Source organism: Stenotrophomonas maltophilia (assembly GCF_039555535.1).
Lineage (GTDB): Bacteria > Pseudomonadota > Gammaproteobacteria > Xanthomonadales > Xanthomonadaceae > Stenotrophomonas > Stenotrophomonas maltophilia_Q.
The window spans coordinates 280,949-304,036 of record NZ_CP154630.1 but is presented as its reverse complement, the minus strand read 5'-3'; the positions used below and the strand labels follow the sequence as shown (position 1 = coordinate 304,036).

At 67.6% G+C, this 23,088-nt stretch carries 24 protein-coding genes, 1 tRNA gene and 1 pseudogene; 10 read left to right on the top strand and 16 right to left on the bottom strand.

Going from position 1 to position 23,088, the window contains the following annotated elements:
- The first annotated feature begins 9 nt into the window (after nt 1-9).
- A complete protein-coding gene (locus tag AASM09_RS01295) occupies nt 10-447 on the top strand; it encodes an XVIPCD domain-containing protein (RefSeq protein ID WP_152906600.1) in 438 nt (145 codons plus the stop codon).
- An 85-nt stretch (nt 448-532) separates the two neighbouring features.
- On the opposite strand, the gene AASM09_RS01290 is transcribed toward AASM09_RS01295, so the two are convergent.
- The 4 genes from AASM09_RS01290 to birA all read right to left on the bottom strand — a co-directional run bounded on the left by AASM09_RS01290 (nt 533) and on the right by birA (nt 3,191).
- Nucleotides 533-608 (bottom strand) — tRNA-Thr (locus AASM09_RS01290).
- 40 nt (nt 609-648) lie between these two features.
- Nucleotides 649-1,485, bottom strand: a complete 837-nt coding sequence (locus tag AASM09_RS01285) for an SPOR domain-containing protein (protein WP_049431404.1) — start codon at nt 1,483-1,485, stop codon at nt 649-651.
- 9 nt (nt 1,486-1,494) lie between these two features.
- A complete protein-coding gene (locus AASM09_RS01280; protein WP_049431400.1) occupies nt 1,495-2,226 on the bottom strand; it encodes a type III pantothenate kinase in 732 nt (243 codons plus the stop codon).
- On the bottom strand, nt 2,223-3,191 hold the full coding sequence (gene birA / locus AASM09_RS01275) for a bifunctional biotin--[acetyl-CoA-carboxylase] ligase/biotin operon repressor BirA (RefSeq protein ID WP_049431395.1): 969 nt from the start codon (nt 3,189-3,191) through the stop codon (nt 2,223-2,225). Before birA ends, AASM09_RS01280 begins: the two co-directional genes overlap by 4 nt.
- 144 nt (nt 3,192-3,335) lie before the next feature.
- On the opposite strand from birA, the gene AASM09_RS01270 reads away from it, so the two are divergent.
- Nucleotides 3,336-3,611 (top strand): hypothetical protein, encoded by a 276-nt coding sequence (locus tag AASM09_RS01270; RefSeq protein WP_049431392.1) that lies wholly within the window; start codon nt 3,336-3,338, stop codon nt 3,609-3,611.
- Nucleotides 3,578-4,366 (top strand): zinc-dependent peptidase, encoded by a 789-nt coding sequence (locus AASM09_RS01265; RefSeq protein WP_180849127.1) that lies wholly within the window; start codon nt 3,578-3,580, stop codon nt 4,364-4,366. The genes AASM09_RS01270 and AASM09_RS01265 overlap by 34 nt, the downstream gene beginning before the upstream one ends.
- A 36-nt stretch (nt 4,367-4,402) precedes the next feature.
- Here AASM09_RS01265 and AASM09_RS01260 read toward each other — a convergent pair whose 3' ends face one another.
- The 4 genes from AASM09_RS01260 to dusA all read right to left on the bottom strand — a co-directional run bounded on the left by AASM09_RS01260 (nt 4,403) and on the right by dusA (nt 8,229).
- Nucleotides 4,403-5,827: an ATP-binding protein gene (locus AASM09_RS01260; RefSeq protein WP_032953760.1), complete on the bottom strand. Its 1,425-nt coding sequence runs from the start codon at nt 5,825-5,827 to the stop codon at nt 4,403-4,405.
- Between the two features lie 25 nt (nt 5,828-5,852).
- Nucleotides 5,853-6,536 (bottom strand): response regulator transcription factor, encoded by a 684-nt coding sequence (locus AASM09_RS01255; protein WP_004136763.1) that lies wholly within the window; start codon nt 6,534-6,536, stop codon nt 5,853-5,855.
- Between the two features lie 73 nt (nt 6,537-6,609).
- Nucleotides 6,610-6,984, bottom strand: coding sequence for a hypothetical protein (locus AASM09_RS01250; protein WP_049431386.1), 375 nt, complete (start codon nt 6,982-6,984; stop codon nt 6,610-6,612).
- A gap of 213 nt (nt 6,985-7,197) precedes the next feature.
- Nucleotides 7,198-8,229, bottom strand: a complete 1,032-nt coding sequence (dusA, locus tag AASM09_RS01245; RefSeq protein WP_049431382.1) for a tRNA dihydrouridine(20/20a) synthase DusA — start codon at nt 8,227-8,229, stop codon at nt 7,198-7,200.
- Between the two features lie 220 nt (nt 8,230-8,449).
- Here dusA and AASM09_RS01240 point away from each other — a divergent pair, with 220 nt between their 5' ends.
- From AASM09_RS01240 to AASM09_RS01225, 4 genes are all read left to right on the top strand, one after another.
- Nucleotides 8,450-8,869, top strand: a complete 420-nt coding sequence (locus AASM09_RS01240) for a lysozyme inhibitor LprI family protein (protein WP_219632166.1) — start codon at nt 8,450-8,452, stop codon at nt 8,867-8,869.
- A 42-nt stretch (nt 8,870-8,911) separates the two neighbouring features.
- Nucleotides 8,912-10,693 carry a peptidoglycan-binding domain-containing protein gene (locus tag AASM09_RS01235; protein WP_049431376.1) on the top strand — a complete coding sequence of 594 codons (1,782 nt, stop codon included), beginning with the start codon at nt 8,912-8,914 and terminating at the stop codon, nt 10,691-10,693.
- A 144-nt stretch (nt 10,694-10,837) separates the two neighbouring features.
- Nucleotides 10,838-11,128 (top strand): type II toxin-antitoxin system RelE/ParE family toxin, encoded by a 291-nt coding sequence (locus tag AASM09_RS01230; protein ID WP_049431373.1) that lies wholly within the window; start codon nt 10,838-10,840, stop codon nt 11,126-11,128.
- Nucleotides 11,129-11,166: 38 nt separating this feature from the next.
- Nucleotides 11,167-11,460, top strand: a complete 294-nt coding sequence (locus AASM09_RS01225; protein WP_049431370.1) for an addiction module antidote protein — start codon at nt 11,167-11,169, stop codon at nt 11,458-11,460.
- A 57-nt stretch (nt 11,461-11,517) separates the two neighbouring features.
- Here the strand turns inward: AASM09_RS01225 and AASM09_RS01220 are convergent.
- Both AASM09_RS01220 and AASM09_RS01215 read right to left on the bottom strand, forming a co-directional pair.
- A pseudogene (locus AASM09_RS01220) lies at nt 11,518-11,685 on the bottom strand (sodium-independent anion transporter); the annotation flags it as partial.
- The gene (locus AASM09_RS01215) at nt 11,649-11,861 is read right to left on the bottom strand and encodes a hypothetical protein (protein ID WP_049431367.1); all 213 of its coding nucleotides are present in this window, start codon (nt 11,859-11,861) and stop codon (nt 11,649-11,651) included. The pseudogene AASM09_RS01220 and the gene AASM09_RS01215, both read right to left, overlap by 37 nt.
- On the opposite strand from AASM09_RS01215, the gene AASM09_RS01210 reads away from it, so the two are divergent.
- Nucleotides 11,860-12,840: a cation diffusion facilitator family transporter gene (locus tag AASM09_RS01210; RefSeq protein WP_049431365.1), complete on the top strand. Its 981-nt coding sequence runs from the start codon at nt 11,860-11,862 to the stop codon at nt 12,838-12,840. The genes AASM09_RS01215 and AASM09_RS01210 overlap by 2 nt on opposite strands.
- A 111-nt stretch (nt 12,841-12,951) precedes the next feature.
- The gene (locus tag AASM09_RS01205; protein WP_004153735.1) at nt 12,952-13,377 is read left to right on the top strand and encodes an organic hydroperoxide resistance protein; all 426 of its coding nucleotides are present in this window, start codon (nt 12,952-12,954) and stop codon (nt 13,375-13,377) included.
- A 340-nt stretch (nt 13,378-13,717) separates the two neighbouring features.
- Here AASM09_RS01205 and mmsB read toward each other — a convergent pair whose 3' ends face one another.
- From mmsB to AASM09_RS01180, 5 genes are read right to left on the bottom strand one after another with little or no spacing between them, the layout of a single operon-like run.
- Nucleotides 13,718-14,608: a 3-hydroxyisobutyrate dehydrogenase gene (gene mmsB / locus AASM09_RS01200; protein WP_004136647.1), complete on the bottom strand. Its 891-nt coding sequence runs from the start codon at nt 14,606-14,608 to the stop codon at nt 13,718-13,720.
- Nucleotides 14,605-15,780 carry an enoyl-CoA hydratase/isomerase family protein gene (locus AASM09_RS01195; protein ID WP_049431361.1) on the bottom strand — a complete coding sequence of 392 codons (1,176 nt, stop codon included), beginning with the start codon at nt 15,778-15,780 and terminating at the stop codon, nt 14,605-14,607. Before AASM09_RS01195 ends, mmsB begins: the two co-directional genes overlap by 4 nt.
- Entirely contained in the window at nt 15,777-16,574 is a 798-nt protein-coding gene (locus tag AASM09_RS01190; RefSeq protein ID WP_049431358.1) for an enoyl-CoA hydratase, read from the bottom strand. The genes AASM09_RS01195 and AASM09_RS01190 overlap by 4 nt, the downstream gene beginning before the upstream one ends.
- The gene (locus tag AASM09_RS01185) at nt 16,571-17,737 is read right to left on the bottom strand and encodes an acyl-CoA dehydrogenase family protein (protein ID WP_049431356.1); all 1,167 of its coding nucleotides are present in this window, start codon (nt 17,735-17,737) and stop codon (nt 16,571-16,573) included. The genes AASM09_RS01190 and AASM09_RS01185 overlap by 4 nt, the downstream gene beginning before the upstream one ends.
- A gap of 14 nt (nt 17,738-17,751) precedes the next feature.
- Nucleotides 17,752-19,257, bottom strand: a complete 1,506-nt coding sequence (locus AASM09_RS01180; protein ID WP_049431353.1) for a CoA-acylating methylmalonate-semialdehyde dehydrogenase — start codon at nt 19,255-19,257, stop codon at nt 17,752-17,754.
- Nucleotides 19,258-19,371: 114 nt separating this feature from the next.
- On the opposite strand from AASM09_RS01180, the gene AASM09_RS01175 reads away from it, so the two are divergent.
- The gene (locus tag AASM09_RS01175; protein ID WP_049431349.1) at nt 19,372-20,739 is read left to right on the top strand and encodes a helix-turn-helix domain-containing protein; all 1,368 of its coding nucleotides are present in this window, start codon (nt 19,372-19,374) and stop codon (nt 20,737-20,739) included.
- A gap of 353 nt (nt 20,740-21,092) precedes the next feature.
- Here AASM09_RS01175 and AASM09_RS01170 read toward each other — a convergent pair whose 3' ends face one another.
- Nucleotides 21,093-22,985: a patatin-like phospholipase family protein gene (locus tag AASM09_RS01170; RefSeq protein WP_049429762.1), complete on the bottom strand. Its 1,893-nt coding sequence runs from the start codon at nt 22,983-22,985 to the stop codon at nt 21,093-21,095.
- Nucleotides 22,986-23,088 lie beyond the last annotated feature (103 nt).

Genomic DNA, 23,088 nt, shown 5'->3' with positions numbered 1-23,088 from the left:
AGAGTCGCCGTGGTCGCCGACGACTCACTCTCAGTGCAGCGAACAGCTTCCTCTGTAGCTGAACTCGGCAACGCTGACCGCTCTCTCTACATGCAGATAAGAGCGGGTGTGGAACGCCTGGACGCCGAGAGCGGGAAGCAGTGGGATGAGTCGAGCCAGCGCATGTCCGCGAGTCTGTTGGTGCTCGCGAAGGAGCAAGGGTTTTCAAGAGTTGACCACGTTGTACTGAACAACCCGACAGAGTCCCTTGCACGTGGCGAGAAAGTATTCATCGTCGAGGGAGCGATGGACGATCCTGCCCAACGCCGCGGAGCCATGAATACGATGGACGCGCTTCGCTCGCCCGAAGCAGAGTCCCTTCATCGCGCTGAAGCGTTGGCCGCAAATCTTGAACAGCCACCAGCGCAGCAGGTTCATGCGCAGGATGGACCATCATTCTCAAGGTAGGGCTGTCGAGACAGCGGATCTTCCGTCCTTCGAACCGCCGGGCGAGTGCCTGGAGCAGCGCAAAGAGACGCCGACTCATAGGGGATGGTGCCGCTTATCCGAATCGAACGGATGACCTACTGTTTACAAGACAGTTGCTCTACCAACTGAGCTAAAGCGGCATGGGTGCATCACCGGCGGCAGCGCCGCGGTCCGGGAATTCTAGCGCAACCTTGCGCATTCCAGCGACCGGCTCTGTGCCGCGCCGCTGCGCTGCTGGGCCTGGGCCGGCTGCGTGCCCGCCGCCAGCTGCCCCTCCAGCCACCACTGGCCGGCGTCGCCGCTGGCCACCAGGCGCGGCTGGAAGCCGGCAGCCTGCACGGCAGCCATGCGCCGCTCGGCGCCTTCGCGGTTGCGGTACTGGCCCAGCGCCACGGCGTTGATGTCCTCGCCCTGGCTGATGATGTAGTAGTCGCTCAGGCCGGCGGCGACGATGCGCTTGACCGTGGCCTGGGCCTCTTCGCGGTTGGCGCCGGCCGGCAGCATCACCCGGTAGCGGGCGCTGCCGCTGGCGGCAGGCTGTTCGCGCAGGCGTACCTGACTGATGACGTTGCCGGCGTTGCCCTGCGCGCTGGTGGCGGCGGCGCGGTCAGCAAACGGCCCCAGTGCGACACAGCGCGGCGGCTCGGCGGCGGCAGGCGGGGGCGCGGGCTTTTCCGGCGCCAGGGTCGGGGTCGGGGTCGGCGCGGGCGGCGTCACCGGCTTGGCAGCTGCGGCAACCGACGTGGCCTCAGGCTTGGCCGGCACGGCCGGCGCAGGCGTCGCTGCCACAGCGGTCTTCTCGGCCGGTTCCCGTTCTATCAGCGGCGCGGTCGGCGCGGCGGCCGTGGCTTCGGCAGCGGCGGTGGCATCCACGCCACCGGGCACCCAGCGCAGCTCGGCCACGCCGGGCGCTTGCGGCGGCGGCGCAGGCTTCTGCGGCGCATCGCGCAGCAGCCACCAGCAGGCGACGCCAAGATTGAGGATGGCCAGTACGACGATCAGGGCACGGGTCAGCATGCGCGGATACTAGCCTGCGGGCTGGTGCACCGCCCAGCGGGCGAGGCCATCCAGCACCAGCGACGGGTGGTAGTCGGCGCCGGGCAGCAGCGGCATCAGCGCCGGTGCGCCGCCGCCGTGCACCAGCAGCGACGGTGCCACGCCCAGCAGCGCGTCCGCCTGCTGTGCGCTGCGTTCGATCAGCGCCACGGCCGCACCATCGCAGCCGGAGGCCAGCGCGTCGGCGGTGTCGTTGGCGAATTCGCTGTAATCACCGCCCGTGGCCGGCAGCTGCACCGCGCGGGCATGCAGTGCTTCGCGCATGGTGGTGGGCGATGCGGAAATGCGGCCACCGTGGTGCTGGGCGTCGGCGTCGAGCAGATCAATCGTCAGTGCGGTGCCCACGCCCACCACCAGCACCGGGCGCTGCGCCTTGGCCGCAGCCAGCAGGGCCAGGAAGCGATCGACACCGAACTTTTCCGGCTTGGCATAGGCAATGCGCACGCCGGCGCATTCGGCGCTGGTACGCACCACGTGCACGTGCGCGAAGCGGCACTGCAGCTGGTCCAGCATGGCGCTGGTCAGCGACGGCGCGGCCACGCTGGCGACGAACGCGGTGCTGCCACTGGGCAGGCTGTGCGGCGGCTGCCCGGCCATGCCTTCGGCGCCATGCGCCCAGGCCTGCACGTCGCCGGCACGGTCACCCTGCAACGGCGCGAACTTGAAGCGCGAGTTGCCGAGGTCGAACAACCAATCGCTCATGCCGCCCTCACGCTGACTTCGCCGGCGTGCAGCAGGCGCTCCTGGCCATCGATGCGCACGCGCAGTGCGCCGTCATCGGCCAGGCCGAGTGCGGTGCCGTGCTGCCACTGCCCATCCAGCTCCACCCGTACTTCGCGGCCGGCCAGCATGTCGAAGGCGGCGTAGCGCGGCAGGAAGGGCGCCAGTCCTTCGCGGTCGAATTCTTCCAGTGCCGGCAACAGGCGCGCGAGTACGGCGGCAACCACGACGTTGCGATCCACCGGCTTGCCAGCCAACGTGTCCAGATCCACCCATGGCTGGGTGATCTGCTCGGCAAACGACGGCGGCATGTGCGTGTTGATGCCGATGCCGATCACTGCCCGCGCCGGGCCGGCGTATTCGCCACCGCCCTCGGCCAGCAGGCCGACCAGCTTGCGACGGCCATCAACGATCAGGTCATTCGGCCACTTCAGCTGTGCCTGGGTGTAGCCCAGGTCGTGCAGCGCTTCGGCCACGGCGATGCCGGCCACCAGGCTCAGCCCGGCCAGGCGGCCAAGGCCACCGGAGTACAGGCGCAGCACCGACAGATAGACGTGCGCTGCCAGTGGCGAGGCCCAGGTGCGGCCGCGGCGACCCCGGCCGCCGGTCTGGCGTTCGGCCAGCAGAACGCTCACCCCGCGCTGGGGCGCGCTGCAACGCAGCAATTCGGCGTTGGTCGAGTCCACTGTCCAGGCCACCTGCAGGTCATGCAGCAGGGCCTGCGCGTCGGCGGGGAGGCCGGCGCGGATCGTGGCCGGGTCCAGCAGATCGACCGGCCGGGTCAGGCCATAGCCCTCGCCAGCACGGCCCTCGATGTCTACACCGGCGGCTCTAAGTCCTTGAATACGCTTCCAAATGGCCGCCCGGGTCTGGCCCAGCTCACGGGCCAGGGCGTCGCCGGAGAGGCGACCGGCAGCGAGTTTGGCCAGCAATTGGCGGTCGTCCACGGCAGCTTCCACGAAGTCAGGAAGGAATTATGCGGGAAAGCCGCCAACGACGCCCGCCACGCTGGGTTCCGCGAGGGCTTCCAACGGGGCGCCGGGTTCGGGCTAGAATCGGGAACTCACCTTCCCTTAACGTGGATGTCGTCAATGCGCCGTTATGCCCATTGCCTGATCCTGCTGACGATGCCCTTCGCGGCGTCTGCGACGGCAGCGCTGGACGACAGCCGCGGGGCCTGCGTGTCTTCCAACGGTGATCCCGCCTCGCAGCGTGCACCGACCCCAACGGCCTCGGCGGCGGCAAAGCCCGCATCCGTTCGCCCGGCAGCCAACACCAGCACTGGCGGCGGTGGCAGCGACGACGACGTGCTGCAGCGTATCCGTGCGCCGAAGTGGCACAGCTACCTGCCGGGAATGTTCCGCTGATCAAGTCGTTGCTGCAGTGGCTGCGGCCTGCGCCGCGGCCGATCGACGATGCACTGTGGGATGAGGCCTGCCGCCGCGCGGCCTGGCTGCACGGCCTGGACGACGAACGCCGCGCACGCCTGCGCGTGCTGGCCACCCGCTTCCTGCACGAGAAGACCATTACCCCGATCGGCGATCTGCAGCTGCACGCCGGCGATGGCGTGCTGCTGGCCGCACTGTGCTGCCTGCCGCTGCTGGAATTCGGCGAAGTGGGGCTGGAAGGCTGGTCGCAGCTGGTGGTCTACCCCGATGCGTTCCGCGTGCACCGCAGCCACATGGATGCGGCCGGCGTGCTGCACGAATGGGATGACGAGCTGATCGGCGAGTCGTGGGACAGCGGCCCGTTGATCCTGTCCTGGGCCGACGTGCAGGCCGAGCTGGCCGCGCCGCACGAGGGCTACTGCGTGGCGGTGCACGAGATGGTGCACAAGCTGGATGCGCTGGATGGCGCGATGGACGGCACGCCACCGCTGCCGCGCGAATGGCAGCGCGAATGGGCGGGCATTTTCCAGCGCGCCTACGATGCGTTCTGTGCGCAGGTGGACGCGGGTGAGGAAACGCTGATCGACCCGTACGCGGCCGAGGCACCGGAGGAGTTCTTCGCGGTGGCCAGCGAGTACCACTTCTCGGCGCCGGATGTGCTGCAGCAGGCGTTGCCGGAGGTGGCGGAGCAGCTGCGGCGGTTGTATGGCGAGCCGCCGAAGATGGTGGGGTGATTCACGGGTCCGCCGGGCATGGCCCGGCGACGTGGATCACGGCCCCGGCGGCAGACGCACTTCGAAACGGGCCCCACCCAGTTCGCTGGAACGGCCTACGGCCAGTTCGCCGCGGTAATCCTTGATCAGGTCCTGCACGATCGACAGGCCGATGCCGTGGCCCTGCACGCGCTCGTCGCCACGCACGCCACGCTGCAGCACCTTGCCGATGTCGTCCGGGGCAATGCCCGGGCCATCGTCGTCCACGGCCAGCAGCAGGCCGGCGCGGCGCGCGTTCGGGGCGGGCAGCGGTTGCGCGGTCAGCAACACGCGGCGGTTGGCCCACTTGAAGGCGTTCTCCAGCAGGTTGCCAAGCAGTTCCTGCAGGTCACCCGGTTCGCCGTGGAAGCGCGCGGCAGGGTCGATGTCGAACTCGCACAGCACGCCCTTGGAGGCGTAGACCTTTTCCAGGCCACGCACGATTTCCTCGGCGTTGGACTCGATCGGCAGCGGTGCGGAGAACAGCTTGTGGCCCGATGACGCAGCACGTGCCAGCTGGTACGAAACCAGGTTGTTCATGCGCTGCAGCTGCACGTCCAGTTCCTCGCGCAGCGCGCCATCGCCGGCACCGCTGTCCATCTGCGTGCGCAGCACCGCAATGGGGGTCTTCAGGCTGTGCGCCAGGTCGGCCAGGGTGTTGCGCTGGCGCTCGAGGTTCTCGCGCTCGCTTTCAATGAAGGCGTTGATGCTGTCGGTCAGCGGCTCCAGCTCGCGCGGGTGGCGCTCGCTCATGCGCTCGGTCTCGCCGCGCTGCACCTTGGTCAGCTCGGTGATCACCCGCCGCAGCGGGCGCAGGCTCCACTGCAGGATGACGGTCTGCAGCAGCAGCAGGATCAGGCCGATGCCGCCCAGGTAGAACCAGACACGGCCACGGAACACCCGCAGCTGCGCGCCCAGTGCGCGCGAGTCTTCCATCACGTAGATGGTGTACGGGAATTCGGTGGCCGGGTCGGCGTCGGCGTCCCACACCAGGCCCAGGCCATAGCGGTACACCGAGCCTTGGCTGCCGTCGATCTGGATCATCGGCAGCGGGCCTTCGAACACTTCCTGGCGCGGCGCCAGCAGGCCGCCGCCGACGGTGGGCAGCATCGGGCCTTCGGCGGACATCGAATTGCCCTTGCCGTGCGGCATCACCACCTGCAGGTACAGGCCGCTGCCGGGAACGTCGAAGCGCGAGTCCGGCGGCTGCTCGCGGATGTACAGCGAGCGGTCGCGGGTGAAGTCGATGCCGGCCGCGTAGGCGGTGGCGTAGTTCTTCAGGCGCTCGCGCAGGTTCGCCTTGGCCGTATCGGCAAAGGCGGCGTCAAGCGCGTAACCGGCCAGCGCCAGGAACGCGACCAGGCCCACGGACGCGGCAAGCATCTGGCGCGCCTGCAGGGAGCGCGGCCGCCAGCGTCGGAAGAACCACAGACGGCCGGACATCATGGTCTCGCCAGGCGGAGCCGGCTCAGCCCTCGTTGCGCGGGATCGCGAAACGGTAGCCGCGACCGCGCACGGTCTCGATCGGCTTCAGTTCGCCATCCGGGTCCAGCTTCTTGCGCAGGCGGCCGATGAACACTTCCAGCACGTTCGAGTCGCGGTCGAAGTCCTGCTGGTAGATGTGTTCGGTGAGGTCGGCCTTGGAGACCAGTTCACCGGCATGCATCATCAGGTACTCCAGCACCTTGTACTCGTAGCTGGTGAGGTCGACATTGCTGCCGGCCACGCTGACCGTCTGCGCTGCCAGGTCCAGGGCGACCGGGCCGCATTCCAGGGTTGGCTTGCTCCAGCCGGCTGCGCGGCGCAGCAGCGCGTTGACGCGGGCCAGCAGCTCTTCGACGTGGAACGGCTTGACCAGGTAATCGTCGGCGCCCTGCTTCAGGCCCTCGACCTTGTCCTGCCAGCTCGAACGCGCGGTCAGGATCAGCACCGGAAACTTCTTGCCTTCGTCACGCAGGGCCTTGATCAGCTCCATGCCCGACATCTTGGGCAGGCCGAGGTCGATGATGCCGACATCGAACGGAACTTCGCGCCCCATGTAGAGGCCTTCCTCGCCGTCCTGCGCAGCATCGACGGCAAAGCCTTCGCGCTTGAGCCGGGCTGCCAGGGTCTCACGCAGCGGGGCTTCGTCTTCGACCAGAAGGATACGCATGAACTCTCCCTAGTGTCCTGGGTGTGGCCCGGAGGCCTGTGGGGTACGGGTTGATAGCGACAACTATCCCTGTTCAGGGGTTATCGCCGCGTAGTGATGACATATCCGACCGCGGCGTGCGCGGCTGTGAACGCGACGGGGCGGGGTCGTCCATGTAGCGGACACGGCCCCGGTCGTCCATGTACTTCACCCGGTTGATGTCACGACCATCGAACGGCACGCGCTCGGCGCCGAGGATGTGGCCGCCGGTGGTGCGCTGCACGCGGCGCACGGCATCGGACAGCGAACGCTCGTCGCCACGGTTGCCACGCTCGCCCCGCTCCATCATCTCCGCCCGCCCCTGGTCGCCGCGCGGCGGCTGCTGCGCCAGCGCCGAAGACAGCGGCACAGCCGACAGCACCACGCAGGTGGCGAAGGCAATGCGGCGATGGAAGGGAGCGGAAGACATCGATGCGATCCTAGCCGAGCTCGGCGATTCGTTCAAAAGTCGTAAATCCGGGAGCCGGGTTCGGGACCCGGCGCTTTACAATTCCTTTGCAAATTCTTGGTTTGGGGCAGTGAATCCGGTCTGAACTTTTCCGGCCCCGCCCCTGCGTTGTTCAGCTAAGTGAACATTCGGGACGAATCGGCGCCCCTTGTCAAGCCAGGAGTGTGACCGCGCTCACGCCGCGGCACGATCCGCGTCGCGTTCGGTGACGGCCAGCGCCTGCTCGACCAGGGTCCAATCGGCGCCAAGGCGGTGTGCGCCCTCGCTCAGCACCTGGCGGAACGCGCGGCCACCGGGTTGGCCGTGGAACAGGCCGAGCAGGTGGCGGGTGATGTGCTTCAGCGCCAGGCCTTCGCCCAACCGTGCTTCCACATAGGGGCGCAGCGCGCGCAGCAGATCGCCACGGGCCTGCAGCGGGGCGCCGGTGTGCAGCGCCTCCAGCTGATGCAGCAGGTAAGGGTCGTGGTAAGCCGCGCGGCCCAGCATCACGCCGTCGACGTGCGCGGCCTGCGCCTGCACCGCCTCGATGCTGGCCAGGCCGCCGTTGATCACCACCGGCAGTGCCGGGCGCTCCTGCTTGAGGCGGTAGGCCCAGTCGTACTTCAGCGGCGGAACCTCGCGGTTCTCCTTCGGCGACAGGCCCTTGAGCCAGGCATTGCGCGCATGCACCACCACCATGCTGGCACCGGCGGCGACCTGGCGGTCGACGAAGGCGGCGAACACGTCGTAGTCGTTGTCCTCGTCCACGCCCAGGCGGCACTTCACCGTCACCGGGATGTCGACCGCATCGACCATGGCCGCCACGCACTCGGCCACCAGCACCGGCTCACGCATCAGGCAGGCGCCAAAACGCCCGGCCTGCACGCGGTCGGATGGGCAGCCGCAGTTGAGGTTGACCTCGTCGTAACCCCACTCGGCGGCGATGCGCGCAGCCTGCGCCAGCAAGGCCGGATCGCTGCCGCCCAGCTGCAGCGCCAGCGGCTGTTCGCTGGCATCGAAGCCGAGCAGGCGCTCGCGATCGCCGTGGATGACCGCGTTGGCGTGCACCATTTCCGTGTACAGGCGTGCGCCCGGCGCCAGCACGCGATGGAACACGCGGCAATGGCGATCGGTCCAGTCCATCATCGGGGCAACGGACAGGCGCAGGGAATCGGCGTAACGGGCGGTGGCGGACGTCATCGGGGTGTTGATCGTGGAAACTGGCATTGCCAGTGAGATCAATAGTTTACACCGGGTGGCTGAATGGCGGCGGGTGGCGCCGGGATACCGCTTCGGCGCCCCGGCCCGAGGGCCGTCCGCACGCCGGGCGGCGCCCACCCGCAATGACGGGCAACCGGTCACAGTTGTCGCGATTCGTTGACGACGACGAAATATTGACGCCGTTATAGTCCAGCGCTCGCAATGGATTGGACGTGTGGAGCAGATGATGCAGCACAAGCGTTTGAGCAGGACCCTGGCCACCGCGCTGGCCGTCGCCACCCTGGCCATCGGAACGGCAACCGCAGCACCGGCGGCCACCGGGCTGAGCCCGACCTTCACCACCTGCCGTGACAAGGCGCAGGGTGCGGTCGAGCAGGCCGCCTGCCTGACCTCGGAAAGCGCGCGCCAGGACCAGCGCCTGAACCAGGCCTACCGCCAGTTGCAGGCAAAGCTGAGTGGCGCGAAGAAGACCAAGCTGGTGAATGCCCAGCGCGCGTGGCTGCAGTCGCGCAGCCGCGATGGTGAACTGGATGCCGCGCTCTACGACGATTCGCAGCCCGGCAACCTGCAGGGCGAGCTGAACGATGTGATGCGCCTGAGCGCGCGCGCCGACCAGCTGCAGAAGTATCTCCAGCTGCTGGACTGACCCATGAGGGGCAGACCCTCTGACTGCACAAGGATGTAAGACATGCCAACCAACATCGATACCCACGATCTCGATGCCACCTCCGGCGCCGTGTATTTCGCCGTCGGCCGTGGCACCGAAGGTGGCCCCGCCTCCTACCATCTGGCCATCGCCGGCATCACCCAGGGCGTGACCGAACCGCACTGGGGCACGGTGAACAAAGTCGCGCAGAACAGCGGTTACAGCCTGGGCGCGATCCAGGTCGACTTCGGCCAGCGTGGCGAATGGGCACTGGGCGCCATCGACGGCCACGCACTGAAGGCGGGTGAGACGACCTATGTCGACGCCGTGATCGATCAGGCCAGCAGCTATGCCAAGGCGCACAACCTGCCCTTCACCCAGGACCACGCCGACCTGCGCCGCGACCTGCTCAGCCACGGCAATGGCCTGAGCGGGCGCAGCTCGATCCAGTTCATCGATACCAGCACACGCGACAGCATCAACGCCTGGGCCGGTTCGGCCGAGGGCAAGCAGTGGATCCACGCCAACATCGACTACCCGCAGGTGCGCAACGCCACCCGGATCGGCATGACGATGGTGGACGCGCACGGCAGCGGCATCGCCGAGGAAAACCGCTTCGAAGCGATCAGCCTGATCGCCAAGACCGCCAACCAGTTGCCCAGCCAGCTGCCCAAGCTGCAGAAGGTGCTGGAAGAAGGCGGTGACTACGAGGCGCTGCGCGCCAAGGCCGGGCAGATCCGCGAAACCTACCAGTACTTCGATGCGCCCAAGGCCGGCGACATCGCCGTGCGCTATGAGGACGCGTATGCCAACAACAAGGACGCAATGGACCGCGCCCATGCCAAGGTCAGCAGCCGCGACTACTCGCCTGCCGGTGAGCACAACGACGCCGATATCCAGGTGGCGCTGGGCCAGATCGGCGCACCGCGCCAGCAGGCCGGTTCGCAGACGTTGAAGGAAGGGTCCAGCGGCCGTGACGTGCTGAAGCTGGAAAGCAACCTGGTCACGCTGGGCCATGCCAGTGCTGACGGCCAGCAGACGCTGAATCCGGACCGGCGCTTCGATGCCACTACCCGCAAGGCGGTGGAAGACTTCCAGCGCGCACACAATCTGGACCCGGTGGACGGCAAGGCCGGCCCGGCCACGCTGGCCGCGATCGACCGCGACGCGCGCGAACTGCAGGGCAACCTGGCCGCGCTGGGGCTGACCGATGCCAAGGGCCAGGCCATCGGCAGCGACGGCTATCTGGGCGGCGGCAGCCGCCACGCGATCAACACCTTCCAGCAGCAGCATGGCCTGCCTGCGACTGGCATCGCCGATGCGGAAACCCGCCAGGCGCTGGCCAATGAAGTGCGGCAGCGTGCGCAGGGACAGGGCAACACCCCGGAACAGCAGGCAGCGGCCGAGCCAGCGCGCGAGACGGTGTACCCGATGTCCGACCCGCGCAGCCCACAGAACTGGCTGTACACCGAAACCCTGGTGCAGGTGAAGTTCGCCGAGGAAGCGCGTGGCCTGCCCTCCGGCGAGCACAGCGAGAAGCTGGCCGCTGCGCTTACCGTGGAAGCTGCGCGCGCCGGCCTGAACCGGGTTGATCGCGTTGAGCTGAACCAGGATGGCTCGATGGCGCGCGCGGTGCAGGCCAATGCACTGCACGACGAAAGCGCGTTGAACCGCAATACCGCGCCGGTATCAACCGCTGACGCGATGCGCCAGAGCGTGCAGGAGAACAGCGAGCGGGCGTTGCAGGTGAGCGATCAGCAGCGCGAGCAGCAGAAGATCGACCAGCAGACCCAGCAGCACGGGCCGCGGGCCATGATGGCGTGAGGGATGCAGGCCCACGGGCCTGCTGTCGTCATTCGCGCGCTCCCACTGGTCCGCCTGAGGCAGACCAGTGGGGTCGAGCACGGTGCGTCGATGATCGTCGCGGATGCCAATTGAACCATGTATCCTTATGGATACTGTGGATGAATGGCGATTCTCCAGGCAACAGAAACATTCACGCGATGGCTGCGCGGACTCAACGACAGCAGGGCCCGCGGCGTGATCGTGGAGCGCCTGCAGCGCGTCGCCCGCGGTCTCGAGGGAGATGTTCGATCAGTGGGTCATGGCGTGAGCGAACTGCGAATCAACCATGGGCCGGGATATCGCGTGTATTTCACGCGTCGCGGGAGATCCATCGTCGTGCTCCTGCACGGTGGCGACAAGTCGAGCCAGCGTCGCGATATCGAAAAAGCGGTCAGGCTCGCGGAGCTGCTGTAGCCACCATTTGATTCCATGCCGTTCCCAGGACTCTCCCCATGAGCAAGCTGAAGACGATTCCCTTCGACCCCGCCGACTATCTGGCTGATGACGTCGCAATCGCCACCTATCTGAGCGAGGCGTTGGCAGCAGGTGATGCGGGCCACTTCCAGGAGGCGCTCGGAACAGTGGCGCGCGCCCGCGGCATGGGCGGCGTTGCCGAGGTGTCCGGTCTTGGACGCGAGAGCCTGTACAAGGCGCTGCGCCCCGGAGCACACCCACGCTTCGATACCGTGCAACGTGTGCTGTCAGCGCTTGGGGTGCACCTGATCGTGCAGGCCGGCAAGGCCTGACCGCGACCGCTTCATTCGCCGGGCGTGGCCCGGCGCTACCCGGGCCAGGTGACCGCTTCAGTGCCCGCCGCCGCGCGCTTCCACCTGCTCGATCAATGTCTGGCAGGCCGCATTGAGGCCCACCATCGTCACCTCCGCACCATGCGCGGCCAGCTTTTCCTGCGCGCGTTCCAAGGCGGCCACGGCAGTCAGGTCCCACAGGTGGTCATCATCGATTCGAGCGGGCCGACCACGGCCAGCGTGGCCGACACCGGCAACAGGATGCGCAGCGTTTCCCAGGATGCCGGCGATGAAGGCAATGGAGAACGCGGGTTGACGCCGGCGATGAGCGAGAGGGCGATAGCCTCGGGAATCAGCGGCAGGACGACGACGATGCCGGGCAGCAGAAGGCAGCGGAGCATGGCGCCGCTCTACAATCGGGTCATGCCTACCGATCGCCCGCAGTTCTTCGACCCCGCCACCGAACAGGGCGTGCTGCGCCTGTCGATCGCCGCTTCGCTGCTGCTGGCCGCGGCGGCGGTGGTGTTCGGCCTGCTCGCCAATTCGTCATTGATCATCTTCGACGGCATCTACGGCCTGATCGACGTGGTGATGACCTGGCTGTCGCTGCTGGTGGCACGGCTGATCGCGCTGTCCACACAGACCGACGCCCTGCAATCGCGGCTCAACCAGCGCTTCACCATGGGCTTCTGGCACCTGGAACCGATCGTGCTGGGGGTCAGCGGCACGCTGATGATCGGTGCGGCACTGTATGCCCTGGTCAATGCGGTGGATGCACTGATGTCCGGGGGCCGCCACATTGCGCTGGGCCCGGCCATCGCCTTTGCCGGGCTGTCGATCGTGGGCGAAGGCGCACTGGCGTGGTTCATCCTGCGCGCCAACCGCCGCATCGGCTCGGAGTTCATCGCGCTGGATGCAAAGAACTGGGTGATCGCGGCCAGCATGTCGGCCTGCTACCTGCTGGCCTTCCTCGGCGGCGTGCTGGTGCAGGGCACCTCGTGGGCCTGGGTCGGGCCGTACATCGACCCGGCCATCCTCGCCTTCGTCTGCGTGCTGGTGATGATCGCCCCGCTCGGCACCGTACGCCGGGCGCTGGCCGGCATCCTGCTGGTGACGCCGCCGGAACTGCAGGCCCACGTGGATGCGGTGGCGCGCGGCATCGTCGCCAGGCATGGCTTCGTCGAGCACCGCAGCTACGTGGCGCAGGTGGGGCGTGGCGAGCAGATCGAGTTGTTCTTCGTGGTGCGCGAGGACGACCCGCCGCGGCCGCTGGTGGAATGGGACCAGCTGCGTGATGAGATCGGCGATGCACTGGGCGAGGCTTCGCCGGACCGCTGGCTGACCATCATGTTCACCACCGACCGCGAATGGACGATCTAGGCCCGCAGGACGATCAATCAAGTTTTTCGTACGCATTGCAACCCAACGTACGCGGAAACCGGGCAAAGTAGGCTCCAACGCAACACCCACCCACCGACCAGGAGCATCCCGATGTCCATCGAAAAGGTTCTGTACACCGCCCAGGCCACCTCCACCGGCGGCCGTGAAGGCCGTTCCGTGTCCTCCGACAACGTGCTGGACATCCAGCTGTCGACCCCGCGCGAGCTGGGCGGCGCCGGCGGCCCGGGCACCAACCCGGAGCAGCTGTTCGCCGCGGGCTACTCGGCCTGCTTCCTGGGCGCGCTGAAGTTCGTGGCCGGCCAGGCCAAGGTCGCGCTGCCGGCCGACACCACCGTCACCGGCAAGGTCGGCATCGGCCAGATCCCGACCGGCTTCGGCATCGAAGCCGAGCTGACCATCAACGTGCCGGGCGTGCCGCGCGAGCAGGTGGAAGAACTGGTGCAGAAGGCGCACATCGTCTGCCCGTACTCCAATGCCACCCGCGGCAACATCGACGTGACGTTGATCGTTGCCTGATGCAACGCGGGGTCGGCCGGGGTCGGATCCCTTTGCCAACGGCAAAGGGCTCTGACCCCAGCACAGGATCTCAGGGGTCAGAGCCTTTTCGCGTTGCGAAAGGGATCCGACCCCAAAAAAAAATGGGCGGATGCCGGTCGAAACCGGGCGTCCGCCCATCCCACCTCGGATGGGCCCCGGCACGCGACCGGGGACGCATTCGCTTGCGTAGCGCCGAGCCCATGCTCTGCTGATCCGTCCGACGCTGAGACATCCGGCGGAAAAGCAGCCGAGCATGGGCTCGGCTCTACAGAATCCGGGGGGCGCCATCCATACGGAGGAAAGGCGCGCCGCAGACCGGTTACTTCTCGCTCGTGATGAGCTGCACGACGCTGGAGAAATCCAGCTTGCCGCGGCCGGCCTGGTGGTTCATCGAGTACAGGTTGCGGGCCACTTCGCCCAGCGGAATCGAGGCGCCGACACTCATCGCCGCTTCCACCGCCAGACCCATGTCCTTCAGCATCAGGTCACTGCCGAAACCGCCGCTGTAGCCGCGCGAGGCCGGCGCATTCTCCAGCACGCCCGGCCACGGGTTGCACACTTCGGTGGCCCAGCTGCGGCCCGTGCTGACCGCCATCATCTGCGACAGCACCTTCGGGTCCAGCCCGTGCGCCACGCCGAGCGCAATGGCTTCACCGGTCACCGCCATGATCACGCCCAGTGCCATGTTGTTGCACAGCTTGGCGACCTGACCGGCGCCGCTGGCGCCCACGTGGAAGATGTTCTTGCCCATCGCCTGCAGCACCGGGCGCGCGCGTTCCAGCGCGTCCTCTTCACCACCGACGATGAAGGTCAATGTGCCGGCCTGGGCACCGGCGGTACCGCCGGACACCGGCGCGTCGATCATCTGCAGGCCGCGCGCGGCGGCGGCTTCAGAAACCTTGCGTGCGCTGGCCGGGGCGATGGTGCTGCAGTCGATGACCAGTGCACCGGCGGGAATCGCGGCGAGAATGCCGTCGTCGCCCAGGTACACGCCTTCGACGTGGCGGCTGGCCGGCAGCATCGAGATCACCACTTCGGCATCGGCCAGGGTTTCGCGTGCCGACGCGGCCGCGCTGGCACCGGCGTCGACGGCGGCCTGCACTGCGGCCGGGACCAGATCGAACACGCGCACGGTGTGGCCGTTCTTGACCAGATTGGCGGCCATCGGGCCACCCATGTTGCCCAACCCAATGAATGCAATGCGGCTCATGCCAGGCTCCTTTCAGCGACGGGGGTGCCCAGGTCGGCCAGCGGATGCGCGGCATCGGCCCAGGGCGAAGCGAAGAACGTATCGGCCCACGCGGTGTCGGCCTCGGCCAGGCTGGCCGGGTTCCACTGCGGGTTGCGGTCCTTGTCGATCAGCAGCGCGCGGATGCCTTCGGCGAAATCGCCGTGGGCGGCGCAATGCAGCGCGGTGATGTACTCCAGACGATAGACACTGGCCAGATCCTGGCCGGCGCTGCGGCGCTGCAGTTCAAAGGCCAGCCGCGCCGAGCCCGGCGCGCCAGCAGCGAGGGTCTTCTGTGCCGCCTGCAGCCAGGCATCGTCGGTCTGCAGGCCACTGATGCGATCGATGATGGCGGCAAGGTCATCGCCCTCGCACAGCCCGTCGACCTGCGCGGCATTGGCCAGCAGCGGACCGGTGGCGGCATCGCTGGCGTGGGACTGCAGCAGATGGCTGAGGCGTTCGTGGTTGTGTGCGGCATCGCCCGACCAGGCCACCTGCAGCAGCGCATCGAACACCGCGCTGCGGCGTTCTTCAGCCACGTGCACATCGGCCAGGCCGGCATAGATGGCATCACCCGGGTTGAGCAGGGCGCCGGTCAGGGCCAGGAACAGGCCGCCCTTGCCGGGCACGCGCGGCAGCAGCCAGCTGCCACCGACATCGGGGAACAGGCCGACGGTGATTTCCGGGAAGGCCAGCTTGGAGCGCTCGCTGACCACGCGATGGCTGGCGCCGGACATCAGGCCGATGCCGCCGCCCATCACGATGCCGTGGCCCCAGCACAGGATCGGCTTGGCGTAGGTGTGGATGAGGTAATCGACGCGGTATTCGACGTCGAAGAACTCGGCCGCGTAGTCGTTCTCGCGGATGTCGCTGCGGCCGGCCTCGCGGAAGGCGACCATGCTCTGGTACAGGCTGTGCAGGTCGCCGCCGGCGCAGAACGCCTTTTCGCCAGCACCCTGCAGCACCACCATGGCGATGCCGCCGTCGTCGGCCCAGGCGTTCAACTGCTTCAGCAGCAGGTGCGCCATCGGCAGCGAGAAACCATTGAGCGTACGCGGCGCGTTGAGCGTGGCGATGCCGATGCGGGTGCCGTTGCCGGCCACGCGCTCTTCGAACAGCACCGGTGCGTCGTCGGCAGCGGTGTCGGTGCTCATGCGTTCTTCCACTGCGCGGTGCGCTTTTCCAGGAAGGCAGTCACGCCCTCGACCTGGTCGGCGGTGTCGAACAGGTCGACGAAGGCTTCGCGCTCGGCCACCAGCGCCGAGGCGTGGGTGCCGGTGCGGGTGGACTGCACCAGGGTCTTGCAGGCGGCGATGCTGGTCGGGCTCTGCTTGCCGGCCTTCTTCGCCCATTCCAGCGCCAGTGCCTTGGATTCGCCCTTGCCAACCTTTTCTTCGGCCAAGCCAATGCGCAGTGCGGTCTCGGCGTTGATGCGCTCGCCCAGCAGGATCATGCGCTTGGCCCATCCCTCGCCCACCAGGCGCGGCAGGTTCTGGGTGCCACCGGCGCACGGCAACAGGCCGACGGTGGCCTCCGGCAGCGCGACCTGGGCGTGGTCTTCGATGATGCGCAGGTCGCAGGCCAGCGCGCATTCCAGGCCACCGCCCATGGCGTAGCCGTTGATCGCGGCGATCGACACACCACGGAAACCGGACAGCGCTTCGAAGGCTTCACCGAAACGGCGCGCGGCTTCACGTGCAGCGGCCTTGTCACCGGAGGCGAACTGGTTGAGGTCGGCACCGGCGGAGAAGAATTTCTCACCGTCGCCGGTGATCACCAGCGCGTAGATGTCGCGGTCTGCGTTGAGCGCGCCGACCAGGTCGCGCAGCGCTGACAGGCTGTGCACGGTCCAGGTGTGCGCCGGCGGGTTGTGCAGGGTGACCACGGCGGTGTGGCCGTCGGCCTCGACCTTCAGGCCCACGTGCTCCTGGGTACGCCAATCCTTCATCGCAGTTCCTCTTCGGTGTTGAGCAGGTGACGGGCAACGATCACCCGCATGATCTCGTTGGTGCCTTCCAGGATCTGGTGCACGCGACAGTCACGCAGCAGGCGCTCGATCGGGTATTCGCGGATGTAGCCGTAGCCACCATGGATCTGCAGCGCTTCGTTGCAGACGTTGAAACCGGCATCGGTGGCGAAGCGCTTGGCCATCGCGCACCAGACATTGGCATCGCTGGCACCGGCATCGAGCTTGCGCGCGGCGGTGTGCACCATCTGCCGGGCGGCCACCAGCTGGGTGACCATGTCGGCCAGCTTGAACTGCAGCGCCTGGAACTCGGCCAGCGCCTTGCCGAACTGGCGGCGCTCGCCCATATAGCGGCGTGCGGCATCCAGCGCGCCCTGCGCGGCACCCAGCGAGCAGGCGGCGATGTTGATGCGGCCGCCGTCCAGCCCCTTCATCGCCAGCTTGAAGCCGCCACCTTCCTCTCCCAGAAGGTGGCTGACCGGCACGCGGACGTTTTCGAAGGTGATGCCACGGGTGGGCTGGCTGTTCCAGCCCATCTTCTCTTCCTTGCGGCCGAAGCTGATGCCCGGCAGGTCCGACGGCACTGCAATGGCGCTGACGCCACCTGCACCGACACCGCCGGTACGCGCCATCACCACCAGCAGCTCGGTGGCACCAGCGCCGGAAATGAAGGCCTTGGAGCCGTTCAGCACGAAGTGATCACCATCGCGCACCGCCGTGGTCTTCAGCGAGGCCGCATCGGAACCGGCACCCGGCTCGGTCAGGCAGTACGAGGCCAGCTTGATGCCCGAGGACAGGTCGGTGCCCCACGCATCGCGCAGTGCCGGCTGGCCCCACTTGGACACCATCCACGAGGCCATGTTGTGGATGCTGATGTAGGCCGCGGTCGACGGATCGACGTTGGCGAGCTCCTCGATGACGACGGCGGCGTCCAGTCGGCTCAGGCCGCTGCCGCCCACTTCCGGGTCCATGTACAGACCGCAGAAGCCCAGTTCACCGGCCTTGGCGATCGCCTCGCGCGGAAAGATGCCCTCCGCATCCCATCGCGCGGCGTGCGGTGCCAGTTCGGCCTGTGCGAAGTCGCGCGCGGCCTCGCGGTACGCCTGCTGCGCTTCTTCCAGTTCCGTCGTCATCGAGTGGCTCATGGCTGCTCCTGCCGTTACTTCAGGCTGATCGTGGTGTTGACGCCGTGGCTGAGCGTCTCGTCATCGAACCAGCGCGCGGTGACCGTCTTGGTCTGGGTGTAGAACAGCACCACCTGCTTGCCGTACGGGCCCAGGTCGCCCAGCTTGGAGGCGCGCGAACCGGTGAACGAGAACAGCGGCACCGGCACCGGGATGGGCACGTTGATGCCGACCTGGCCGACGTCGATGTCTTCCTGGAACTTGCGGGCGGCCGCGCCGGACTGGGTGAACAGCGCGGTGCCGTTGCCGTTCGGGTTGCTGTTGACCATCGCGATGGCGTCTTCCAGCGTCTCTGCTTCGAGGATGACCAGCACCGGCCCGAAGATTTCTTCCTGGTAGATGCGCATGTCGGTGGTGACACCGGCAAAGATGGTCGGGCCGACGAAGTTGCCCTTCTCGAAGCCATCGACCTGCGGCTTGCGGCCATCGAGCACCAGCTGGGCGCCCTGCTCCACGCCCGAGGCGATCAGGCCTTCCACGCGCTCGCGGGCGCTGCAGGAAATGACCGGGCCGACATCGGTACCGGCGACGGTGCCGCCGCTGACCTTCAGGGTCTTGGCCTTGGCCACCAGGTCCTGCACCCAGTTGCGTGCTTCACCGACCAGCACCAGGGTGGAGGCGGCCATGCAACGCTGGCCAGCGGCACCGAATGCGGCGCCGACCATCGCGTTGAGGGTCTGTTCCTTGTTGGCGTCCGGCAGCACCACGGCGTGGTTCTTGGCGCCCATCATGCACTGCACGCGCTTGCCGGCCAGCGAGGCGCGGTTGTAGACGTGGGTGCCGACGCGGGTGGAACCGACGAACGACACGGCCTTGATGTCCGGGTGATCGCAGATCGCGTTGACCACTTCCTCGCCACCGTGGACGACGTTCAGCACGCCCTTCGGAATGCCGGCTTCCAGCGCCAGTTCAACCAGGCGCATGGTGACCATCGGATCCTGTTCGGACGGCTTGAGGATGAAGGTGTTGCCGGTGGCGATCGCCATCGGGAACATCCACAGCGGGATCATCGCCGGGAAGTTGAACGGGGTGATGCCGGCGCACACGCCCAGCGGCTGCATGATCGTGTAGGTATCCACGCCATTGGCCACGTTGTTGGCCAGCTCGCCCAGCTGCAGGTTGCCGATGGCAGCGGCATGCTCGACCACTTCCAGGCCGCGGAACACATCGCCTTCGGCGTCCGGCAGGGTCTTGCCCTGCTCGGCGGTGAGGATGTGGGCCAGCTCGCTCATGTTCTCGCGGATCAGCTGCTGGTACTTCAGGAAGATGCGCGCGCGGGTGCCGATCGGGGTCTTGCGCCAGGTCTTGAAGGCTTCCTTGGCGGCGGCGACGGCGGCGTCCACTTCGCCGGTGGTGGCGAACGGCACCTTGGCCAGCACGTCCTGGGTGGCCGGATTGATCACGTCCTGCCAGTGGGAGGTGGCCGATTCGATGAACTGGCCATCGATCAGCATGCGGATACGGGGCGCTGCAACAGTCATGACGACAATCCCACGGGCTCGAAAGATGCTTGGCATTATTCACAGCACCCACCTCGATTTCCGGGCTGAATCCGCTTAATCTGGCCAACACGCCAGACGATTCATGTTAATTCTGTGAATTATTCAGCCACCCAACGACAACTTGGCCTGCGCCTGCTGCGGCTGCGCGAGCAGCGTGGCTACAGCCAGGCTGATCTGGCGCGGGCGCTGGGGCTGTCGGCCAGTTACCTGAACCAGATCGAGCGCAACAAGCGCCCGCTGACGCCGGCGGTGCAGAAAAAGCTGGGTGAGGTGCTGGGCGACGTTTCCTCGTTGTTCGACGAAGATGAGCCCGCCGCACTGCAGGAGGCGCTGGGCGAGACCTTGCGCGACCTGGGCCTGGCGGAGGTGAGCGCGACCGAACTGCGCGCACTGGCCGGCAACCTGCCGCAGGTCAGCCGCGCCCTGCTGGACCTGCACCGCCGCCACCTGGCCCTGCGCGAACATGCCGCCGCCCTGGAATTCCAGCTGGGCGAGCCGGGTGCCGGCAGCACCCTGCCTGCCGGTGACCAGGTGCGCGAGTTCTTCAACCGCATGCACAACCACATCCCCGAGCTGGACGAACTGGCCGAGCGCCTGTTCGCCGAGTGGGGGTTGTCGCCCGGGCACGTGGCGCCGCGCCTGCGCCAGCTGCTGGCCGATCGCCACGGGGTGCTGGTGGAAGTGGCCGCGCTGCAGGCCGGGCGCGAGAAGCGCCAGTACGACGCCGGTACCCGCCGGCTGTGGCTGCCGGACTACCTGGAGCCGGGCCAGCAGGCGTTCCAGATGGCCGCCGAACTGGCCCTGCACGGCTACCTGCCACAGATCGATGCGGTGGTGGCGCGTGCCGGTTTCAGCGATGACGCGCGCATCGCGCAGGCGCGTATCGGTCTTTCAAACTACTTCGCCGGTGCGCTGGTGATGCCGTACCTGCGCTTCCTGCGCGCCGCCGAGGCCAGCAGCTACGACATCGAACTGCTGGCGCACCAGTTCGGCGTCGGCTTCGAAGCGGTCTGCCACCGGCTGAGCACGCTGGCGCGGCGCAGCGCGCCTGGCCTGCCGTTCTTCTTCATCCGCGTGGACCGCGCCGGCAATGTGTCCAAGCGCCACTCGGCCACCGACTTCCACTTCTCGCAGGTGGGCGGCTCGTGCCCGCTGTGGATCGTCTACGAGGCGTTCAACCAGCCCGGGCGCATCCTCACCCAGACTGCGCGCATGCCCGATGGCCGCCGACATTTCTGGCTGGCACGGCAGGTCAGCAGCGGGCCGGTCGGGCATGGGCAGCCACGCAAGACGTTTGCGGTGGCACTGGGCTGCGATCTTCAGCATGCCGAACGGCTGGTGTACTCGCTGGGGCTGGACGTGCAGAGCCCGGGCAATTCGGTGTCGATCGGGCCGGGCTGCCGGGTGTGCCCGCGCGAGGACTGCATGCAGCGTGCGTTCGCGCAGTTGCCGGGGCGGTAGGGTTGGTTCGGCAGGGCTGCGCCCTGCACCTGCTTCAATCCAAGGCAACAGCAAAAGCAACAGCGGGCTTTCCGTGGGATGGCGGGGTGGGTCCGGTGGCGGGGGACGCCGTAGACCCGTCCTTGGGGGCTTGGCCGCGGCATCCATGCCGCGGACACCCCCGCCACCGGACCCACCCCGCCTTCGACAGATCTCCGCGAGCTGTCAAAACGGCATCCTTTGCTGCTGTGGGTAGGTGTCGACCTTGGTCGACACGCTTGATCCACGCCACGCGTGGATGCTCTTCGATGAATGTTCGAAATGCTCGACTTCAACGGGGTTCCATCCACGCATGGCGTGGATCTGCTACCCGGTCAGTAGATCGGCGTCACCTTCATCTGCGGCAGCGGGCGTGGTGCGCCGTCGGTCAGGTCCGGGCCAAGGTCTTCCCAGGTGCGGCCCTGCTCGACCATCTGCGCCCACAGCTGCTGCGAGCCGCGACGCTTGTCGTCCGAGCCCAGCTTGTACGACGGCGGTGCCGGTTCACCCCGGGCGACCATCGAATAGGCCGCGCGGTAGGCCAGCACCTGCTGCGCCGGGTCGTCGGTACGCGCCACTTCCAGCGTGTAGCGCTGGTAGGCCGAGGCCAGGTTGCGCCAGCGGATCCAGTAGTGGTTCTCGAACGAGAACGAACAGAAGCGCGCACCGGCCAGGCTGCCCTTGTCGGCGATGCGGGTGAGCACCTCCTGTGGCATGTCCAGGTTCATGCCGCCTTCGTCGCCCTGCAGGCTGACGTGCACGATGCGGTCGCGGTAGCCCGGCGCGCGCGCCTGCAGCAGATCACGCCAGTTCTGCATGGTTGCCACCACCGCGAACAGAAAACGCCCCAGTTCCGCAGCCGCCAACGGCGTGGCGATCGACTGGTAGGTGCGCTGCCAGCCATGCCGGTTTTCGGTGGGCAGGAACACGGCGTGTTCCAGCGCCTGGCGGCCACTGCTGCCCTGGTTCACCTCTTCGGCGTGCTGCGGGTAGACCAGATTGATGGCGAAGGTCGGCCAGCGCGGCAACGCGGCATCGAACAGATGAATCGGGAAGTTGCTGCTGATGCCGCCATCGGAGAACCAGCAGATGCGGAACGCGGTGATCACCGGGCCGCAGGCCTGCCCGGCACTGGTCAGCCCTTCCATGCTGTCGGCCACGTTGTGCTCGGGGTCGGCCGCTGGCGCAGTCGGATCGCAGCGACGCTCGCGGCGCGAAGGTTCGTGCAGCGGCACGGCGCTGATCAGCAGCGGGAAGCTCAGGCTCATGCGCGTGGCCACCAGCACCGGCAGCTGCGGGCCCGGCGGCAGGTGATAATACTGGCGCCCCTCCACCTCCAGCGGCGGGCCAGCCTGCTTCACCAGCCACTGCACCACGCTGGCCGGGAACAGCTGCTCGAATTCCTCGCGCAGGAACCAGAACTGCGCGCCGCCCAGCGGCAGCGTACGCGGCTCGTTGTGCGACACGCAGGTGGTGATCATCTGCAGGCTGATCGCATGCGGGCTGTCCGGCTCGCCGGCATAGCGCGGCGCGTCGTGCAGGTCGGCGAAGGTGAGCGGTGCATCCAGCGGCTTGCCGGACAACTGCTGCAGGCATTCGTGCAGCCACTCGGTCAGTGCCGGCGTGCGTGCATCGCGGCCGAGTCCACTGCATAGGCCCAGCAGATTGCGTCGCGCCACGCGTGCCACACGCAGCGCGGCACCGGCCACACCCGCACCATACGCACACAGCAGCGACGGCAGCAGCGTGGCCGCCACGCCGCTCCAACCACCGCCCCACCAGCCCAGGCCGAGCAACAGCGCCAGCGACACCAGCACTTCCAGCGGTGCGATCTCGAACACGGCAACGGCCAGGCACAGCAATTTGTGCGGCAGGCTGGCATTGCCGGTCAGCACCACCAGCAGCCGATAGGCCGCGCGTGCGCCGCGCGCCGGCTGGAACAGGCTGTAGATAAAGCCGCGCCGCGACAGCTGCGCCGATACCGCCGACAACCCACCATAGCCGGCATCGCCGGGCAAGTGCTCACCGGCCTGCTGGCGGCGATCACCGCAGGCCGCCGCAGCCGCCACCGCCGCAGCGATGGCGCCGGCCGAAGTGCCGCCGATGCTCTTGAATCGATACTCGCGCGCCAGCGCCAGTACCGCATTGGGGTACACGATGCCGCTGGTGATGCCGCCTTTCATGACCAGATCGCAGTACTTGTCTGCCACTGTCTTGCCCCCGAGCATGCCGTCCGCCGCGTGGGTGCCAGTATGGCGCAGAGGCTTCTCAGGGCCTGAGAACACCACCGCAGTCCGAGCAGGAATCTGCGGCGTTCAGCCGATGGCATGC

Excerpts from the sequence above, each read along its gene's own strand:
- AASM09_RS01230 (WP_049431373.1), top strand. The coding sequence starts at position 10,838 with ATGGCGATTCTCCAGGCAACAGAAACATTCACGCGATGGCTGCGCGGA.
- AASM09_RS01185 (WP_049431356.1), bottom strand. The coding sequence starts at position 17,737 with ATGAGCCACTCGATGACGACGGAACTGGAAGAAGCGCAGCAGGCGTAC.
- AASM09_RS01260 (WP_032953760.1), bottom strand. The coding sequence starts at position 5,827 with ATGTCCGGCCGTCTGTGGTTCTTCCGACGCTGGCGGCCGCGCTCCCTG.
- AASM09_RS01195 (WP_049431361.1), bottom strand. The coding sequence starts at position 15,780 with ATGAGCACCGACACCGCTGCCGACGACGCACCGGTGCTGTTCGAAGAG.
- AASM09_RS01235 (WP_049431376.1), top strand. The coding sequence starts at position 8,912 with ATGCCAACCAACATCGATACCCACGATCTCGATGCCACCTCCGGCGCC.
- AASM09_RS01210 (WP_049431365.1), top strand. The coding sequence starts at position 11,860 with ATGGCGCCGCTCTACAATCGGGTCATGCCTACCGATCGCCCGCAGTTC.
- AASM09_RS01225 (WP_049431370.1), top strand. The coding sequence starts at position 11,167 with ATGAGCAAGCTGAAGACGATTCCCTTCGACCCCGCCGACTATCTGGCT.
- AASM09_RS01240 (WP_219632166.1), top strand. The coding sequence starts at position 8,450 with ATGCAGCACAAGCGTTTGAGCAGGACCCTGGCCACCGCGCTGGCCGTC.
- AASM09_RS01255 (WP_004136763.1), bottom strand. The coding sequence starts at position 6,536 with ATGCGTATCCTTCTGGTCGAAGACGAAGCCCCGCTGCGTGAGACCCTG.
- AASM09_RS01205 (WP_004153735.1), top strand. The coding sequence starts at position 12,952 with ATGTCCATCGAAAAGGTTCTGTACACCGCCCAGGCCACCTCCACCGGC.
- AASM09_RS01190 (WP_049431358.1), bottom strand. The coding sequence starts at position 16,574 with ATGAAGGATTGGCGTACCCAGGAGCACGTGGGCCTGAAGGTCGAGGCC.
- AASM09_RS01285 (WP_049431404.1), bottom strand. The coding sequence starts at position 1,485 with ATGCTGACCCGTGCCCTGATCGTCGTACTGGCCATCCTCAATCTTGGC.
- AASM09_RS01270 (WP_049431392.1), top strand. The coding sequence starts at position 3,336 with ATGCGCCGTTATGCCCATTGCCTGATCCTGCTGACGATGCCCTTCGCG.
- AASM09_RS01250 (WP_049431386.1), bottom strand. The coding sequence starts at position 6,984 with ATGTCTTCCGCTCCCTTCCATCGCCGCATTGCCTTCGCCACCTGCGTG.
- AASM09_RS01215 (WP_049431367.1), bottom strand. The coding sequence starts at position 11,861 with ATGCTCCGCTGCCTTCTGCTGCCCGGCATCGTCGTCGTCCTGCCGCTG.
- AASM09_RS01170 (WP_049429762.1), bottom strand. The coding sequence starts at position 22,985 with ATGCTCGGGGGCAAGACAGTGGCAGACAAGTACTGCGATCTGGTCATG.
- mmsB (WP_004136647.1), bottom strand. The coding sequence starts at position 14,608 with ATGAGCCGCATTGCATTCATTGGGTTGGGCAACATGGGTGGCCCGATG.
- AASM09_RS01180 (WP_049431353.1), bottom strand. The coding sequence starts at position 19,257 with ATGACTGTTGCAGCGCCCCGTATCCGCATGCTGATCGATGGCCAGTTC.
- AASM09_RS01280 (WP_049431400.1), bottom strand. The coding sequence starts at position 2,226 with ATGAGCGATTGGTTGTTCGACCTCGGCAACTCGCGCTTCAAGTTCGCG.
- dusA (WP_049431382.1), bottom strand. The coding sequence starts at position 8,229 with ATGCCAGTTTCCACGATCAACACCCCGATGACGTCCGCCACCGCCCGT.